The organism is Lysobacter sp. Root494 (genome assembly GCF_001427225.1).
Classification (GTDB): Bacteria; Pseudomonadota; Gammaproteobacteria; order Xanthomonadales; family Xanthomonadaceae; genus Agrilutibacter.
Genome location: NZ_LMFH01000001.1, coordinates 685,311 through 699,945 on the forward strand (window position 1 = coordinate 685,311; position 14,635 = coordinate 699,945).

Below are 14,635 nucleotides of genomic sequence, written 5' to 3' on the forward strand. Positions count from 1 at the left end.
TTAGCTGGTGGGGGCGTCGGTCGCGGTCAGGAGACCAGGACACGACGTGCGGAGGGCTCCGGGTGGCATCCGGAAAGCGGTCGCGAACGAGCGGAAGGCGGTTGCGGTTGTCCGGAAAGTGGTTGTCGATGACCGGAAAGCGATTGCGAGCAACCAGAAAACGGTGGTGGTTGTCCAAAAAACGGTTGCCGGCAACCGGAAAACGGCTGCGGCCGGGCGGGGAACGGTGGTGTGCAACCGGAAAGCGGCGGCTGCCATCCACGGAACGGTCGTCGCCAACCGGAAAGCGGTTGCGATCCTCCGCAAGATGGTTACCGGCGACCACGAAGGTGGTTGTGGCTGGGCGGACGGTGTCGGCTCGCACCGATGGAAGGACCCGCAAACAACGCGTCCCGTAAGCTGCCGGCCATGACGACTTTCCACACCCTGATCCGCGACGTCCCCGACTTCCCCAAGCCCGGGGTCGTCTTCAAGGACATCGGCCCGCTGCTGGCCGATCCGGCCGGTTTCGCGGCCTGCATCGACGCACTCGTGGCGCAGTGGCACGGCACCGCGGTGGATGCCGTCTGCGGCATCGAGTCGCGCGGCTTCATCTTCGGCGCCGCGATGGCGCAGGCGATGAAGACCGGCTTCGTCCCGCTGCGCAAGGTTGGCAAGCTGCCGCCGCCGACGCTCGGCATCGATTACGACCTCGAATACGGCAGTGCGCGGCTGGAAATCGGCGCGGAAGGGTTCGCGCCGGGTACGCGCGTGCTGCTCGTCGACGATGTGCTGGCCACCGGCGGCACCTTCGACGCGGCGCGCCGGCTGCTGGAACAGGCGGGCGCGACGGTCGTCGGAGCGGGAGTGGTGATCGAGATCGACGCACTGCGCGGCCGTACGCGCTGGCCCGGGGCGATTCCAATGCACGCGTTGCTGCATTGTTGAGGTCAGCGGCGGCAAGGCCCGCCTCGCGCGGTGAGGCGTATGCTCGGACTGCCGCTTGAGCGCAGGAGCCGTGCGATGAAAGTCGTTTACGAAGCCGCCAACCTGATCGACGCCCACCTGGTCCGGCATGCGCTGGAAGCAGTGGAGATCCCGGTATTCCTGCGTGGCGAGCAGTTGCTGGGCGGGATGGGTGAGCTGCCGCTGTTCGGCGTGATCGCGGTGTGCGTGCCGGACATGGCGTGGCCGGAAGCGCGGGACGTGGTGGATGCGCTGGCCCTGGGTGAGACGCCGGGCGAAAGCAGCGAGTCCGACGAGGATTTCGGGTGGTTGCCGGCGTAGATGTCGCGCTGCACTGATTCGATTTCGTGCACGCCCCTCGCCCTGCGTTGCTTCGCAACGCTGTCCCTCTCCCCGCAAGCGGGGCGAGGGATGATCCGCGCTAACGCATGTGGGGCAACGCTTTCCTTCTCCCGTCAAGCGGGGAGAAGGTGAATGCAACCCCTCGCCCTGCATTGCTTCGCAACGTTGCCTCTCTCCGCAAGCGGGGCGAGCGAGGCGTTCGTCCCGTGAACTGTCATCGTTGCCCTTCTCCCCGCGCGCGGGGAGAAGGTCGAAACGGCCGACAGGCCGTTGAGGGAAGGGCGGATGAGGGGCGCTTTTGCTTCGCTCCTGCACGAGGAACCGCACCCACCTGCCCCGACTCCGTTCCATCACCCGTCGCCAACACCCCATCGCTACGCGCGACAATGCGCCATCGATTGATGCCAAGGAAAGACACATGCCCCTGCTCGTGATCGGCAACAAGAACTACTCCTCCTGGTCGTTGCGTCCATGGCTGCTGCTGCGCCATTTCGGCGTCGCCTTCGACGAATTGCGCCTGAGGCTCGACACGCCCGAATTCCACGCCGAAATCGACAAGTGGTCGCCGACGCGCACGGTGCCCGTGCTGCACGACGAAGGCCTCGTGGTACCCGATTCGCTGGCGATCTGCGAATACGCCAACGAGCGCTGGCTCGATGGCCGCGGCTGGCCCGCGGACCTGCGCACCCGCGCGAAGGCACGCGCCGCCGCGGCGGAAATGCATTCCGGCTTCCGCGCGTTGCGCACGCAACTGCCGATGAATTGCCGGCGCAAGCCCGACAACTACCGCTGGGACGCAAGCGCGCAGGCCGACATGGACCGCATCCAGCAGCTGTGGCGCGAGCTGCGCGGTGAACATGCGGATCAAGGCGCGCTCCAGGAAGGTGAGTTCCTCTGCGGCGGCTTCGGCATCGTCGATGCGATGTACGCGCCAGTGGTGATGCGCTTCGTCGGCTACGGCGTCGGGCTCGACGACAACGCGAAGCGCTACGTGGAGGCGATCACCGCACTGCCGGCGATGCGCGAATGGTTCGCGGCGGCCGACGCCGAAGGCGAGCGCATCGAAGCCACCGACAACCTGGTGCAGGCGTGACAACGACGCATTACCGCGGCGCGCTCGCCGCGATGGCGCTGGGCGCGGTGCTGATCAGCACTTCGGCGGTGTTCGTGAAGTGGGTGAGCGTGGGTCCGACCGCGTCCGCGTTCTGGCGCACGGGGCTGGCCGCGCTGCTGCTGCTCGCCTGGCTGGCGAAACCGTCGGTGCGCAGTGGCTGGAAGCCCGACCGTCGCGTGTTCGGCCTGCTGATGCTGGCCGCGCTGTTCTTCGCCATCGACCTGTGGATGTGGCACCGGAGCATCCTCTACGTCGGCGTGGGCCTGGCGACGCTGCTGGGCAACTTCCAGGTGTTCGCGCTCGCCGGCTACGGCGCGCTGGTGCTGGACGAACGTGGCGGCTGGCGGCTCTGGGCCGGGTTGTTGATGGCGGTGGCCGGCCTCGCGTTGCTGCTCGCGCCGGGATGGGAGACGTTCGATGCGCGGTTCCGTGTCGGTATTGCGTTCGGCCTGGGTACCGCGGTTGCGTATGGCGGCTTCCTGATCGCGTTCCGTGCCGCGCAGGCGCAACGCGCGCACGTGTCGAACGAGGCATCGCTGTGGTGGTTATGCGTCTTCACCACCGTCCTGCTGCTGGTGATGACGGTGCTGAGCGGCGAGGCATGGCAGCCGCAGGGCGCGCGCGACTGGAGTGCGCTGCTGGCGTATGCGTTGATTGCGCAGGTATTCGGCTGGCTGGTGATCGGCAAGGTGATGCCGAAACTGCCCGCCGGCGTGTTGGGCCTGTGCCTGTTGCTGCAGCCACTGTTGTCCTACGTGTGGGACGCGCTGCTGTTCGGCACGCGGCTGGGGCCCGTCGAAATGCTGGGTCTGGCGTTGTCGCTGGCCGGCATCTTCCTTGGCTTGGTGCGCGGGCAGGACAAGGCAAAACTTGCCGAAGCGACATAGGGCGCGTTTTGTAGCGCCGGGGCTACGCGGTGCGCTTTTGCCGCGGCGCCGCGCAGGCGCGGCGCTACAGGTTGGGCGTACGCGTCGAGCCAGGCTTCACAATCGTGTGATGGCGCAGACGTAAACGACTTCGCACGCGCCCTGGCCGGTGTCGTCGCGCGTCATCGAACTGCGCCAGCGCCAGCCGTCGGGCGCCTGCGCTTCGACCAGCCAGCCGTCGATGCGCACGCGCTGCCCGGCTTCGACTTCGTCGAGTGCGGCGGCAATTTCACGGCTGCCCGGAATCATGTGCATGTTGGCCGCGGAACGGTCGATCTCGGACGGCGGAATCGGTGGCGTCCGGCCATAGCGATACCGATACCAGCGCCCGGATTGGGTGATGTCCAGTTGCGACAGCACCGCGTCGTCGCGCATGCGGCCCCAGCCGAGGGCGAGATCAATCGGCGACAACTCGGCCTCGCGATCGGAACGGTAATCGCGACGCGATAGCACGCGCGCATCGATGCTGAAGCCGGCGAGTGGCGTGAGCGTCGCGGCTTTCAGTCGGAACGGTACGAAGGAAGGCGGCAATGGTGACTGCCGTGGCGGATCCAAGGGCGGCACGAGGGGCGGCAACTGGCACGCGATCACCGGCGCCAGTGCATTGCGGGATTCCACCCGAGGGGCGGTTTGCGTCGCAGCGTCCGTCGCGGCTTCGACGCGTTCATAGCCCGCCGCCTTGCGCGGCGAGACCGGCGAATACCACCAGCCTGTCGCCGCGACCAGCACCAGCAATGCCAGCCACGCGCGGCTACTCACGCCTTCGCCCTTGCGTTCTTCTTCTTCACCGGCAAGGCCGGCGCGGGAGGCGTTAGCAGTGACGCGGGCAGCTTGCGCAGCTCCGCCGCCATCTGCTTCAGGAAGTCGCCCATCGCCGAACTGCGCCGCCACACCATCGCGATCTCGCGATGCGGCGGCTCGCCGCGGAAGGTCAGCAAGCGGATGTCGGGCGAGGCAGGCACCGGCGGTTGCACGGCGAGCATCGGCAGCAGGGTGATGCCCACGCCAGCGGCGACCATCTGCCGCAGTGTTTCCAGCGAGGTCGCACGGAAGCCATCGCGTTCGTCGGCGCCGGCCATGCGGCAGACATCGAGCGCCTGGTCGCGCAGGCAATGGCCTTCCTCGAGCAGGAGCAGGTGCTGGTGGTCGAGGTCGCCCATGTCGAGTGCGGAATACGCGGCCAGCGAATGCTGTTGCGGCACGGCGAGCACGAAGGGTTCGTCGAACAGCGGCTCGACATGCAGCTGGTCGTCGTGGATCGGCAACGCAAGCAGCCCCGCATCGAGGCGGCCGTCGCGCAGACGCGCGAGGATCTGGTCGGTCTTTTCTTCGACCAGCAGCAGCTCCAGTCGCGGGAAACGCTTGCGCAGGTTCGGCACGACATGCGGCAACAGATACGGCCCGAGCGTCGGGAACAGGCCCAGCCGAACCGTACCGGCTTCGGGGTCCTGGCTGCGGCGCGCGATCTGCGTCATCTGGTCGACGTCGCTGATCACCTTGCGTGCGCGTTCGGCGATCTCGCGCCCGACCGGCGTCAGCATCACCTTGCGCGGTGCGCGTTCCACCAGGGCGACGCCGAGTTCGTCCTCGAGCTTGCGGATCTGCGTGGACAGCGTCGGCTGGCTGACGAAGCTCGCCGCGGCCGCGCGGCCGAAGTGCTTGTGGTCGGCGAGGGCGACGAGGTATTTGAGGTCGCGCAGGTTCATGCGGGGATGGTAGCGGGAAACTTCCCTCGCCCCGCTTGCGGGAGAGGGTGCCCGAAGGGCGGGTGAGGGGAGGCGAGCGCAGCGAGTTGCTTTTGCGGTTGTTGCACGTCGCAGAAGCTAAAGCAGCTCGCTGCGCTCGCTCCCCTCACACCCCAAGAGTGCTTCCTTCGGGCGTCTGCCCTTCGGGCATCTTCTCCCCGCAAGCGGGGAGAAGAGGGCGTCCATGTGAGTAGAGAAGAAGTTGGCTACGCCGCCTGCTGCTGCTCTTCCGGCGCACTCGTGCGAATCAGGAAATCGAACGCACTCAGCGCCGCTGCGCATCCCGCGCCCATCGCGATCACGATCTGCTTGTACGGCACCGTCGTGGCGTCGCCCGCCGCGAACACGCCAGGGACCGACGTCCCGCCGCGCTCGTCGATGACGATCTCGCCGCGCGGCGACAGCTCCAGCGAACCCTTGAGCCACTCGGTATTCGGCAGCAGGCCGATCTGCACGAAGATGCCTTCGAGTTCGATCGTGCGCGATTCGCCGCTGTTGCGATCCTTGTAGACCAGGCCGGTAACGCGGTTGCCGTCGCCAAGCACTTCGGTGGTCTGTCCGCTGACAACGACGTCGACGTTAGGCAGGCTGCGCAGCTTGCGTTGCAGGACTTCGTCGGCGCGCAGCTTGCTGTCGAACTCGATCAGGGTGACGTGGGAAACGATGCCGGCGAGGTCGATCGCGGCTTCCACGCCGGAGTTGCCGCCGCCGATCACCGCCACGCGCTTGCCCTTGAACAGCGGGCCATCGCAGTGCGGGCAGTAGGCCACGCCCTTGTTGCGGTACTGGTCTTCGCCCGGCACGTTCATCTGCCGCCAGCGCGCGCCGGTACTCAGCACGACCGACTTCGCCTTGAGCGATGCGCCGCCTTCCAGCTGCACTTCGATCAGGTCGCCGGGCTGCTTGCCGGGCACGAGCTTGCTCGCGCGCTGCAGGTTCATCACGTCGACTTCGTATTCGCGCACATGCTGCTCCAGCGCCACCGCAAGCTTCGGGCCCTCGGTATAGGCGACGGAAACGAAGTTCTCGATCGCCATCGTGTCGAGCACCTGGCCACCGAAACGCTCGGACGCGACGCCGGTGCGGATGCCCTTGCGCGCGGCGTAGATCGCCGCCGCGGCGCCGGCGGGGCCACCGCCGACCACGAGCACGTCGAACACGTCCTTCTTCGCGATCTGTTCGGCAGCGCGCGCGGCGGCGCCGGTGTCGAGCTTCGCGACGATCTGCTCGACGCTCATGCGGCCGACCTCGAACAGCTCGCCATTGAGGAGCACGGTCGGCACCGACATGATCTCGCGCGCCTGCACTTCGTCCTGGTACATCGCGCCGTCGATGGCGACGTGGGTGATGTTCGGATTGAGCACGCTCATCAGGTTGAGCGCCTGCACGGTGTCCGGGCAGCTCTGGCAGGAGAGCGACATGAAGGTTTCGAACCTGAAATCGCCTTCGAGATCACGCACCTGGTTGGCGACGTCTTCCTCGATCTTCGGCGGATGGCCGCCGACCTGCAGCAGCGCGAGCACCAGCGAGGTGAATTCGTGGCCGAGCGGAATGCCGGCGAAACGCACTTCGATGTCGGTGCCGCGGCGCGCGATGGCGAACGACGGCTTGCGTGCGTCGTCGTCGGCACGGCGGTAACTGATCTTGTCGGACATCGAGGCGATGTCGTGCAGCAGCGCTTCGAGTTCGCGCGAGTTCTCGCTGTCGTCCAGCGAGGCGACGAGTTCGATCGGCTGCTGCAGGCGGGTCAGGTAGGCCTGCAGTTGGGTTTTCAGGTCGGCGTCGAGCATGGGAACCCCACGAAAATGCGAAAAGGAAGGAAGGCGGTGCGGATCGTCGATCGACGCACGCCAGCGCGGCGCTGCATGCGCGGCATCGGGCAGATGCTTGCAGGAGCGGCCGCGTCGCGACGGAAGAGCCCGGGGGAGGGAGGTCAGCTTCCCTGGCGCGCTGCGGCGCGTTCGACGCCGCCGCACGCCAGATCAATCGCGGCGCAGCCGCTGATGCAAGCATCCGCGGGCCGTCGCGGTGCACGGCCCGGGGAGTGCGGAGCCTTCTACGAAGAAGGCTCCGCGGTGACGCTCAGATCTTGCCGACCAGGTCCAGCGACGGCTTGATGCTCTTCTCGCCTTCGTGCCACTTGGCCGGGCAGACCTCGCCCGGATGCGAAGCGACGAACTGGGCGGCCTTCAGCTTGCGCAGCGTCTCGCTGACGTCGCGGGCGATGGCGTTGTCGTGGATTTCCAGCGTCTTGATCACGCCGTCCGGATTGATGATGAAGGTGCCGCGCAGCGCAAGGCCTTCCTCATCGATGTGCACGTCGAACGCGCGGGTCAGCTGGTGGGTCGGGTCGCCGACCAGCGGGAACTGCGCCTTGCCGACGGCCGGCGAGGTTTCGTGCCACACCTTGTGCGAGAAGTGCGTGTCGGTGGTGACGATGTAGACCTCGGCGCCGGCCTTCTGGAACTCGGCGTAGTTGTTCGCCGCGTCTTCCACTTCGGTCGGGCAATTGAAGGTGAAGGCGGCGGGCATGAAGATCACCACCGACCACTTGCCCTTCAGGGTGGCGTCGGTCACTTCGATGAACTTGCCGTTGTGGAAAGCCTGGGTCTTGAACGGCTTGACTTGGGTGTTGATCAGGGACATTGCGTTTTTCGTCCGTGGTTGAGGATGGGTGGAAACCTTGAAAGGGGATGCTATGCCCGCCAATCGAATTGATCAATTCGATTGATGTTATTGATGCAATAGCGATTGCCTATCGCTGGCGATCGCGGTCGGACGCCGGGGTGATTGTCCGGATCCATCGTTTCGCGGGCGTGTGCGGCCGGGTTTGGCACGGGTGGGCCGCTACCATTCGCCGATGGAATCCCAGACCGCCCGCGCTCGACGCCTCGATGACCTGCTGCAGGACGCGCGCAAGCGGATCGAGGCGATCGATGCCGAGTTCCTGCTCGTGCATGTGCTGCGGAAGCCGCGCAGCTGGTTGTTCGCGCACCGCGACGACCTTGCTCCGGACGAAGCGGCCGCTGCTTTCCGCGCCCTCGTCAGCAGGCGGGCGGCGGGAGAACCGGTGGCCTATCTCACCGGCCAGCGTGGCTTCTGGCGCTTCGACCTGGCGGTGTCGCCGGCGACCCTGATTCCGCGCCCGGAGACCGAACTGCTGGTCGAGCTCGCCTTGGAGCGGCTGGCGGGCGACCGGCCGCTGCGCATCGCCGACCTCGGCACTGGCAGCGGCGCGATCGGGCTGGCGCTTGCCTTCGAACGCCCGCTTGCGCAGGTGGTCGCGACCGACGCGAGTGCCGCCGCGCTCGACGTCGCGCGCGCGAATGCCGCCGCGCTGCAGTTGCGCAACGTGGAATTCCGCGAAGGCGACTGGTTCGCGCCGCTGGCCGGCGAACGCTTCGACCTGATCGCGAGCAACCCGCCTTACGTCGCGCTCGGCGATCCGCACCTGGACGAAGGCGACCTGCGCTTCGAACCTGCTTCGGCACTGTCGTCCGGCGCCGATGGCTTCGATGCGCTGCGCGCCATCACCAGCCGCGCGCCCGCTCACCTCGGCGAGGACGGCTGGTTGCTGGTCGAGCATGGCTGGGACCAGGGAGCGACCGTGCGCGACCTCTTCGCCGCGGTCGGGTTCATTGAGGTGGAAACCGCGCGCGATCTCGAAGGACGCGACCGCGTCACGCTCGGTTGCTGGCCGGGGTGATGCGATCGCCGCGATGACAGCCTTCAGTCTCTTCCGCTAAATCGGCCATCGGCCGCAGGTTCGCCGGGCGAGGCCCGCCCTACAATTTCCACTTCATCGCACGAGTGAATCCCATGCGCACGCTCTTCCCCGAGATCCAGCCGTTCGACAGCGGCACGTTGAAGGTCGACGACCGCCACACGCTCTACTACGAGCAGTGCGGCAATCCGAACGGCAAGCCGGTGGTGATGCTGCATGGCGGACCGGGCGCGGGCTGCAGCGACAAGATGCGCCGCTTCCACGATCCGGCGAAGTACCGCATCGTCCTGTTCGACCAGCGCGGCAGTGGTCGCTCGACGCCGCACGCGGACCTCGTCGGCAATACGACGTGGGATCTGGTCGCCGACATCGAGAAGCTGCGCGCGAAGCTGGGCATCGAACGCTGGCAGGTGTTTGGCGGTTCGTGGGGCTCGACGCTCGCACTGGCGTACGCGGAAACGCACCCGGAGCGCGTGACCGAGCTGTTGCTGCGCGGCATCTTCATGCTGCGCCGCTGGGAACTGGAATGGTTCTACCAGGAAGGCGCATCGCGCCTGTTCCCCGATGCCTGGGAGCACTACATCGCCGCGATCCCGCCGGTGGAACGCCACGACCTGATCTCCGCCTTTGGGCGCCGGCTCACGTCCAGCGACGAAGCCACGCGCCTGGCTGCCGCGCGGGCATGGAGCGTGTGGGAGGGCGCGACCAGCTTCCTGCATGTCGACCCGGATTTCGTCTCGGGCCACGAGGACGCAGCCTTTGCGCTCGCCTTCGCGCGCATCGAGAACCACTACTTCGTCAATGGCGGTTTCTTCGAAGTCGAGGACCAGCTGCTGCGCGACGCACACCGCATCGCCGATATCCCCGGCGTGATCGTGCACGGCCGTTACGACGTGGTCTGCCCGATCCAGAACGCGTGGGACCTGCACAAGGCGTGGCCGAAGGCGGATCTCGTCATCTCGCCGGCGGCGGGACATTCGGCGTTCGAGGCCGAGAACATCGACGCGCTGGTGGCAGCGACGGAACGGTTTGGCTGAGGTTGTGTGCGCTTGCGCGCCGGGCGGGCGTGTGCAGACGCGACGCCGCCCATGCTCCGCTCTTGTTTTTTGCTCGTCATTCCCGCGAAGGCGGGAATCCAGTGACTTTCGTGAATTAGCGGAAGATCTGGCGCAGGAAGCCAGAGCCAAAGTCACTGGATTCCCGCTTTCGCGGGAATGACGAGCGGGACAAAAAGAAGGCGAAAGGCCCGGAAACCGGAAAACGAAACGAAAGCGGGCTCACGTTTCCGCCGGCGACCCATCCGGATTCCGCTCCAGCATCCACAGTCCCGCCCACAGCTTCATGTCGAGCTCGTAGCCCTCGCGCTGCTTCTGCACCAGCCACGCCGGTGCCTGCGTGCGCGGCACTTCGTGCACGGTGATGCCTTCGCCGTCGACACCGCCGCCGTTGCCGACGCGCCGGAGCTGCGTGGCGCGGACGAAGGCGATGCGTTCGTTGCTCATGCCGGCCGACGTTGGGCCGGTGAGGAGTACTTCGACCTTGCCGGCTTCCCAGCCGGTTTCCTCGATCAGTTCGCGCGCGGCGGCCGATTCGAAGGTGTCGTGCGAGTGGTGGTCGCCGACCAGGCCGGCGGGCATTTCGATCGTGCGTTGGCCCAGCGGCACGCGGTACTGCTCGACGAAGAGGACGTTGTCCTCGGGCGTGGCGGCGATGATGATCACCGCCATGCCGTTGCCGTGCGCGCGCTCGGCGAATTCCCAGCGGCCGCGGCGTTTGAGCCGCATCCATTCGCCGTCGTAGAGGGTTTCGATAGGCTGGTCTTCGGCTTCGTGGCGTTCTTGCGTCATGCCGCGATGCTACCGCGCCGCGATCAATTTTCCGCGACGATGGAGTGAGCGCGCCGCAGCGCGGGGGGAAACTCGCCGGCCAGGGACCACGTGCCCAGGTCGCAATGCGGCGACCAGGCAACACGGGCCCTATGCCGTCGCGTATTCCAGCCCTGCCGCGGCATGCAGGCGCCGTCGCGTCATCGGGCCGAAGCGCAGCACTTCGCACAGGGTGGCAAGCATCGCCGCATCGGCATTGCCGCGTACGAAATGGCCATCGTCGAGCGGCGCGTTCAGCGCGATCGTCGTGAGCTGGCGCCACAGCAACGCCTGCTCGCGATGTTCGCGCAGCTTCACGGCTATCCCCGCCGCGCCACGCAGGCGCAGATACGGGACTTCATCGATGCGCGCGAGCAATGCATCCAGCGTGCCGAAGTGCGCGAGCAACACCGCCGCTGTCTTCGCGCCCACGCCAGGCACGCCGGGGATGTTGTCGACCGCATCGCCGGTGAGCGCGAGGTAGTCGGCGATCTGGTGTGCGTGCACGCCGTGGCGGTCCTTCACGCCGCTGGCGGTCCAGCGCTGGTCTCGCGCGTAGTCCCATTGTTCGTCGCCTTCGATGAGCAACTGCGAGAGATCCTTGTCGGCCGACACGATCACGCCCCGGAAGCCATGCGCACGTTGCCGCGCCAGCGCCGAACCGATCAGGTCGTCGGCTTCGTAATCGTTGTGCGCGAGCACCGCGAAACCGAGCGCAATGCACAACGCCTTGCAGTGCGCGAACTGGCGCTTGAGCTCGTCGGGCGCCGGATCGCGATTGGCCTTGTAGGCCGGATACAGCGCGTTGCGGAAGCAGGAATCCAGGGCCTCGTCGAACGCGATCGCGATGTGCTGCGGCTTCGTGCGATCCAGCAGTTCGAGCAGGAAGCGGGCGAAGCCATGGACGGCATTGGCGGGCCAGCCGTCGGCGTCGCGGAATTCGTCCGGCATCGAATGCCAGGCACGGAAGACGTACATGCTGGCGTCGACGAGGTGGAGTGGACGCACCGAGGTCTCCGCCGTCATGGCGCCCATACCGTGAACAGGTCGTGCGGATCGGGTCGCTCGCGTTCGGGCGCTTCCAGTTTCGGCGTGCCGATGTGGATGAAGCCGGTGACGTGTTCGTGTTCGCCCAATCCGAGCCAGCGCTTCACTTCGCTGTCGTACGCGGGCCAGCCGGTGAGCCATTGGGCGCCGAAGCCGAATGCCTGCGCGGCCTGCAGCAAGGCGAAGCAGACGCAGCCGGCGCTGAGCAGGCGTTCCTGTTCGGGAATCTTCGCGTGCGGGCCGAGTTGCGCGATCACCGCGATCACGAGTGGGGCATGCGAGAAGCGCATGCGGTCCTTTTCCACCGCGGCTTCCCCCGCCCCAGGGTCGCGTTCGAGGCCGCGCGCAGCCAGCCGGTCGCCGAGCAGCTGGCGTGCATCGCCCCGGATCGCGAGGAAGCGCCACGGCGTGAGCTTGCCGTGGTCGGGCACGCGCACCGCGGATTCCAGCATCCGCATCAGCGTCGCCTCATCCGGTGCCGGTTCCCCCAGCTGCTTGGCGGGAACCGACCGGCGGGCATCGAGCAGCCTGAGGACGGAAGCGGAGTCAAAAGGGTTATGAGACATCAGTCACAGATCGGAAAGTAAGGGCAGAAGCTGACACATCCCGACACTATGCTGCGGAAAAGGTCGCAAAGTGTCGCCGGCGTCGGTTCCCGGCGGCATCGGCAAATCGGGGAAGGGCGAACACATGTCTGATTATCCTCCTGGCTTGGGCAAGGGAGCACCCGTTGCTTCGGACTCGGCGACTGCGGGCCGCGGCGATCCCGCGCGCGTACTCGAAGAAATCAAGCGTATCTCCGTCGAGCTGCTCGGCTCGGTGCCAAACGGACTCTATTCACCGGTGGAATTCTCGCTGCAGGACTCGGCCGCGCGCGGCGGCGCTGCCCGCCACGTTGAAATGCAGGCGCTGGTGAAGCTGCGCCAGCAATCCGCCGCGCTGGTCATGCGTTTCCGCCAGCAGATCGCCCAGGGCTTCGACGATTTCCGTTCACTGCGCATCCGCAACCGCGGCGACCTGCCGCTGTCGCTGGTCGCCGAGAACCAGCTCGCCTTCCACCTCGCGGGGCAGCAACTCGCGGATTCGATCGAAAACCGCTTCGCCCCCGCACTGGAAACCATGAGCGCCCGGCTCGACAAGCTCGCCGATGCTTTGCAGATGCAGCCGGGTTCCAATCCGATCGGTGCGGGCCGGCTTGCCGGTGCCTTCATCGAGACCTTCCGCGACGCGCAGATGCCCAACGACCTGCAGCCGCTGATGTTCCGTGCCTACGAGCAGGAACTGTCGCGCGTGCTCGGTGACCTCTACACCCGCGTCAACCAGTTGCTGGCGTCGGCCGGCTTTGGAGTGGCGACGCAGGGGCCGCGCCCGCTGCCGCCGAAGGATGTCGAGGTGGCGCGGCACGACCAGGAATTCGAGACGGTCCAGCCCATCCGCCGCCAGCGCGCAGCCGATCCCGCGATTGCCGCGCAGTTCGCCCAGTTGCGTTCCGAGCTGCATGCGTGGCGCCAGCAGCTGCCCGGGAATGCGCAGGCCGAAGCCTTGAACGCATTGCCGCGTCGCGAGCTGCGCACGGAGGAAGTCGCCAGCGTCGCTTCGCTGCTGCAGACGGAGTCGCCCGACATCTTCGTGCGTGCGCTGAGCGGCCAACCGGGCCAGCTCGCGCACGCGATCCGTGCACAGCTGGTCGATGGCGCACGCCGCCTCGGCCACAGCCCGGACTACACGCGCATGAGCGCGGACCAGGACGACGCGATCGACCTGGTCGGCATGCTGTTCGAATCGCTGTTCCAGAGCTACGCGCTGCTCGACCACGCACGCCGCCTGTATGGCCGCATGGTGATGCCGTACGTGAAGGTCGCGATGTCCGACAACGGCCTGTTCGTCCAGCGCGAACATCCCGCGCGCAAGCTGCTCGATGCGATCACCGAAGCCTGCGAAGGCAACGCCGCCGCGACGCCGCAGGACCGCGAGCTGATCGAGCGCTGCGCCGCGATCTCGCAGCGCATCGTCGCCGACTACAACGAGGACCTCGCGGTATTCGAGATGGCGCATGCCGAACTCGAAGCGCTGCTTGAACAGCACCGTCGCCGCGTCGAGCTGCAGGAAGCGCGCGCCGCGAAGGCCACGTTCGGCCGCGAGCGCCTTGGCGAAGCGCGCACACAGGCCGATCAGGTCCTGCATTACCTGTTCCATGAGCCGATGACCGGGCCGGTGGGCGAGTTCCTCGCGCAGCCGTGGCGCCATCACCTCGTCCAGACCTTGCTGCGCGATGGCGCCGGTTCACCGCGGCACACCGAGACGCTGGCGCTGGGCGACGCACTGCTCGACGCCGACCGCATCGCCCGCGCCGGCAACGAGGGCCGTCGTCTGGCCGATCGGCTGCTGTCATTGCAGGAATCAATCACGCAGTGCCTGGCCAGTTCGGGCCTGGACGAAGATGCCGCCACGCAGCAGCTCGCCGAATTGATCCGCGCACTGGCGTTGCCGGACGTGCCGCGCAACCTGCAACCTGTACCCGCGCCGGTCGTCGACGAGGAAGCGGCAAGCGAAGACGCGTCGTTGTGGCTCGCCGGCGGCACCGACACGATCAGCCACGATCCGGAGCTGGCCGCGCGCATGCGCCGCCTGTTGCCCGGCGAATGGCTGCGCCTGATGGATCCCGCCGGCCAGGCCGTTGCGGTGAAGGTGGCCTGGATCAGCCCGATGACGGGGCGCTTCCTGCTGGTGAACCGTCGCGGCCTGCGCGTGCTGGTGGCTTCGGCGACCGAGCTCGCGGCATTGGCGCAGGCCGGACGCCTGCACGTCGGCGCCGAGCGTGCGCCGACCGACGAAGCGATGCGCGTGCTTCGCGACCGCCTGGCTCGCGCTGCGTAAGCAAGCGGTGCGATGGTTACGAGGGAGGCGGCTTCGTGCCGCTTCTTTCG

Annotated in this window: 14 protein-coding genes; 7 read left to right on the forward strand and 7 right to left on the reverse strand. The window is 67.1% G+C overall.

The annotated features are described in order from the left end of the window. Positions 1–408: 408 nt before the first annotated feature. The 4 genes from ASD14_RS02895 (at position 409) to ASD14_RS02910 (ending at position 3,288) form a co-directional block, all read left to right on the forward strand. Positions 409–927 (forward strand): adenine phosphoribosyltransferase, encoded by a 519-nt coding sequence (locus tag ASD14_RS02895; RefSeq protein ID WP_056128538.1) that lies wholly within the window; start codon positions 409–411, stop codon positions 925–927. Positions 928–1,002: 75 nt separating this feature from the next. Beyond that, the gene (locus tag ASD14_RS02900) at positions 1,003–1,266 is read left to right on the forward strand and encodes a DUF2007 domain-containing protein (protein WP_056128540.1); all 264 of its coding nucleotides are present in this window, start codon (positions 1,003–1,005) and stop codon (positions 1,264–1,266) included. A gap of 439 nt (positions 1,267–1,705) precedes the next feature. Beyond that, a complete protein-coding gene (locus ASD14_RS02905) occupies positions 1,706–2,380 on the forward strand; it encodes a glutathione S-transferase family protein (RefSeq protein WP_056128541.1) in 675 nt (224 codons plus the stop codon). Further along, positions 2,377–3,288, forward strand: a complete 912-nt coding sequence (locus ASD14_RS02910) for a DMT family transporter (RefSeq protein WP_056128543.1) — start codon at positions 2,377–2,379, stop codon at positions 3,286–3,288. The genes ASD14_RS02905 and ASD14_RS02910 overlap by 4 nt, the downstream gene beginning before the upstream one ends. Before the next feature lie 96 nt (positions 3,289–3,384). Here ASD14_RS02910 and ASD14_RS02915 read toward each other — a convergent pair whose 3' ends face one another. The 4 genes from ASD14_RS02915 to ahpC form a co-directional block, all read right to left on the reverse strand. Then, the gene (locus ASD14_RS02915) at positions 3,385–4,086 is read right to left on the reverse strand and encodes a hypothetical protein (protein WP_056128545.1); all 702 of its coding nucleotides are present in this window, start codon (positions 4,084–4,086) and stop codon (positions 3,385–3,387) included. Beyond that, positions 4,083–5,033 (reverse strand): LysR substrate-binding domain-containing protein, encoded by a 951-nt coding sequence (locus ASD14_RS02920; protein WP_056128546.1) that lies wholly within the window; start codon positions 5,031–5,033, stop codon positions 4,083–4,085. Before ASD14_RS02920 ends, ASD14_RS02915 begins: the two co-directional genes overlap by 4 nt. 245 nt (positions 5,034–5,278) lie before the next feature. Further along, positions 5,279–6,862, reverse strand: a complete 1,584-nt coding sequence (gene ahpF, locus ASD14_RS02925; RefSeq protein ID WP_056128549.1) for an alkyl hydroperoxide reductase subunit F — start codon at positions 6,860–6,862, stop codon at positions 5,279–5,281. Positions 6,863–7,154: 292 nt separating this feature from the next. Next, the gene (gene ahpC, locus ASD14_RS02930; protein WP_056128552.1) at positions 7,155–7,718 is read right to left on the reverse strand and encodes an alkyl hydroperoxide reductase subunit C; all 564 of its coding nucleotides are present in this window, start codon (positions 7,716–7,718) and stop codon (positions 7,155–7,157) included. A 214-nt stretch (positions 7,719–7,932) separates the two neighbouring features. Between ahpC and prmC the strand changes: the two genes are divergently transcribed. Together prmC and pip are read left to right on the forward strand one after the other, a co-directional pair. Further along, the gene (prmC, locus tag ASD14_RS02935; protein WP_056128938.1) at positions 7,933–8,778 is read left to right on the forward strand and encodes a peptide chain release factor N(5)-glutamine methyltransferase; all 846 of its coding nucleotides are present in this window, start codon (positions 7,933–7,935) and stop codon (positions 8,776–8,778) included. Between the two features lie 113 nt (positions 8,779–8,891). Continuing rightward, positions 8,892–9,833: a prolyl aminopeptidase gene (gene pip / locus ASD14_RS02940; RefSeq protein ID WP_056128555.1), complete on the forward strand. Its 942-nt coding sequence runs from the start codon at positions 8,892–8,894 to the stop codon at positions 9,831–9,833. A 240-nt stretch (positions 9,834–10,073) separates the two neighbouring features. Here pip and ASD14_RS02945 read toward each other — a convergent pair whose 3' ends face one another. From ASD14_RS02945 to ASD14_RS02955, 3 genes are all read right to left on the reverse strand, one after another. Beyond that, positions 10,074–10,643, reverse strand: coding sequence for an NUDIX hydrolase (locus tag ASD14_RS02945; protein ID WP_056128558.1), 570 nt, complete (start codon positions 10,641–10,643; stop codon positions 10,074–10,076). 129 nt (positions 10,644–10,772) lie between these two features. Beyond that, complete coding sequence (locus ASD14_RS02950) at positions 10,773–11,696, reverse strand: 5'-3' exonuclease H3TH domain-containing protein (RefSeq protein WP_200947003.1); 924 nt, start codon at positions 11,694–11,696, stop codon at positions 10,773–10,775. Then, the gene (locus tag ASD14_RS02955) at positions 11,684–12,274 is read right to left on the reverse strand and encodes a nitroreductase (RefSeq protein ID WP_056128561.1); all 591 of its coding nucleotides are present in this window, start codon (positions 12,272–12,274) and stop codon (positions 11,684–11,686) included. The genes ASD14_RS02950 and ASD14_RS02955 overlap by 13 nt, the downstream gene beginning before the upstream one ends. A 124-nt stretch (positions 12,275–12,398) precedes the next feature. On the opposite strand from ASD14_RS02955, the gene ASD14_RS02960 reads away from it, so the two are divergent. Beyond that, a complete protein-coding gene (locus ASD14_RS02960) occupies positions 12,399–14,585 on the forward strand; it encodes a DUF1631 family protein (protein ID WP_157474986.1) in 2,187 nt (728 codons plus the stop codon). Positions 14,586–14,635: the final 50 nt, after the last annotated feature.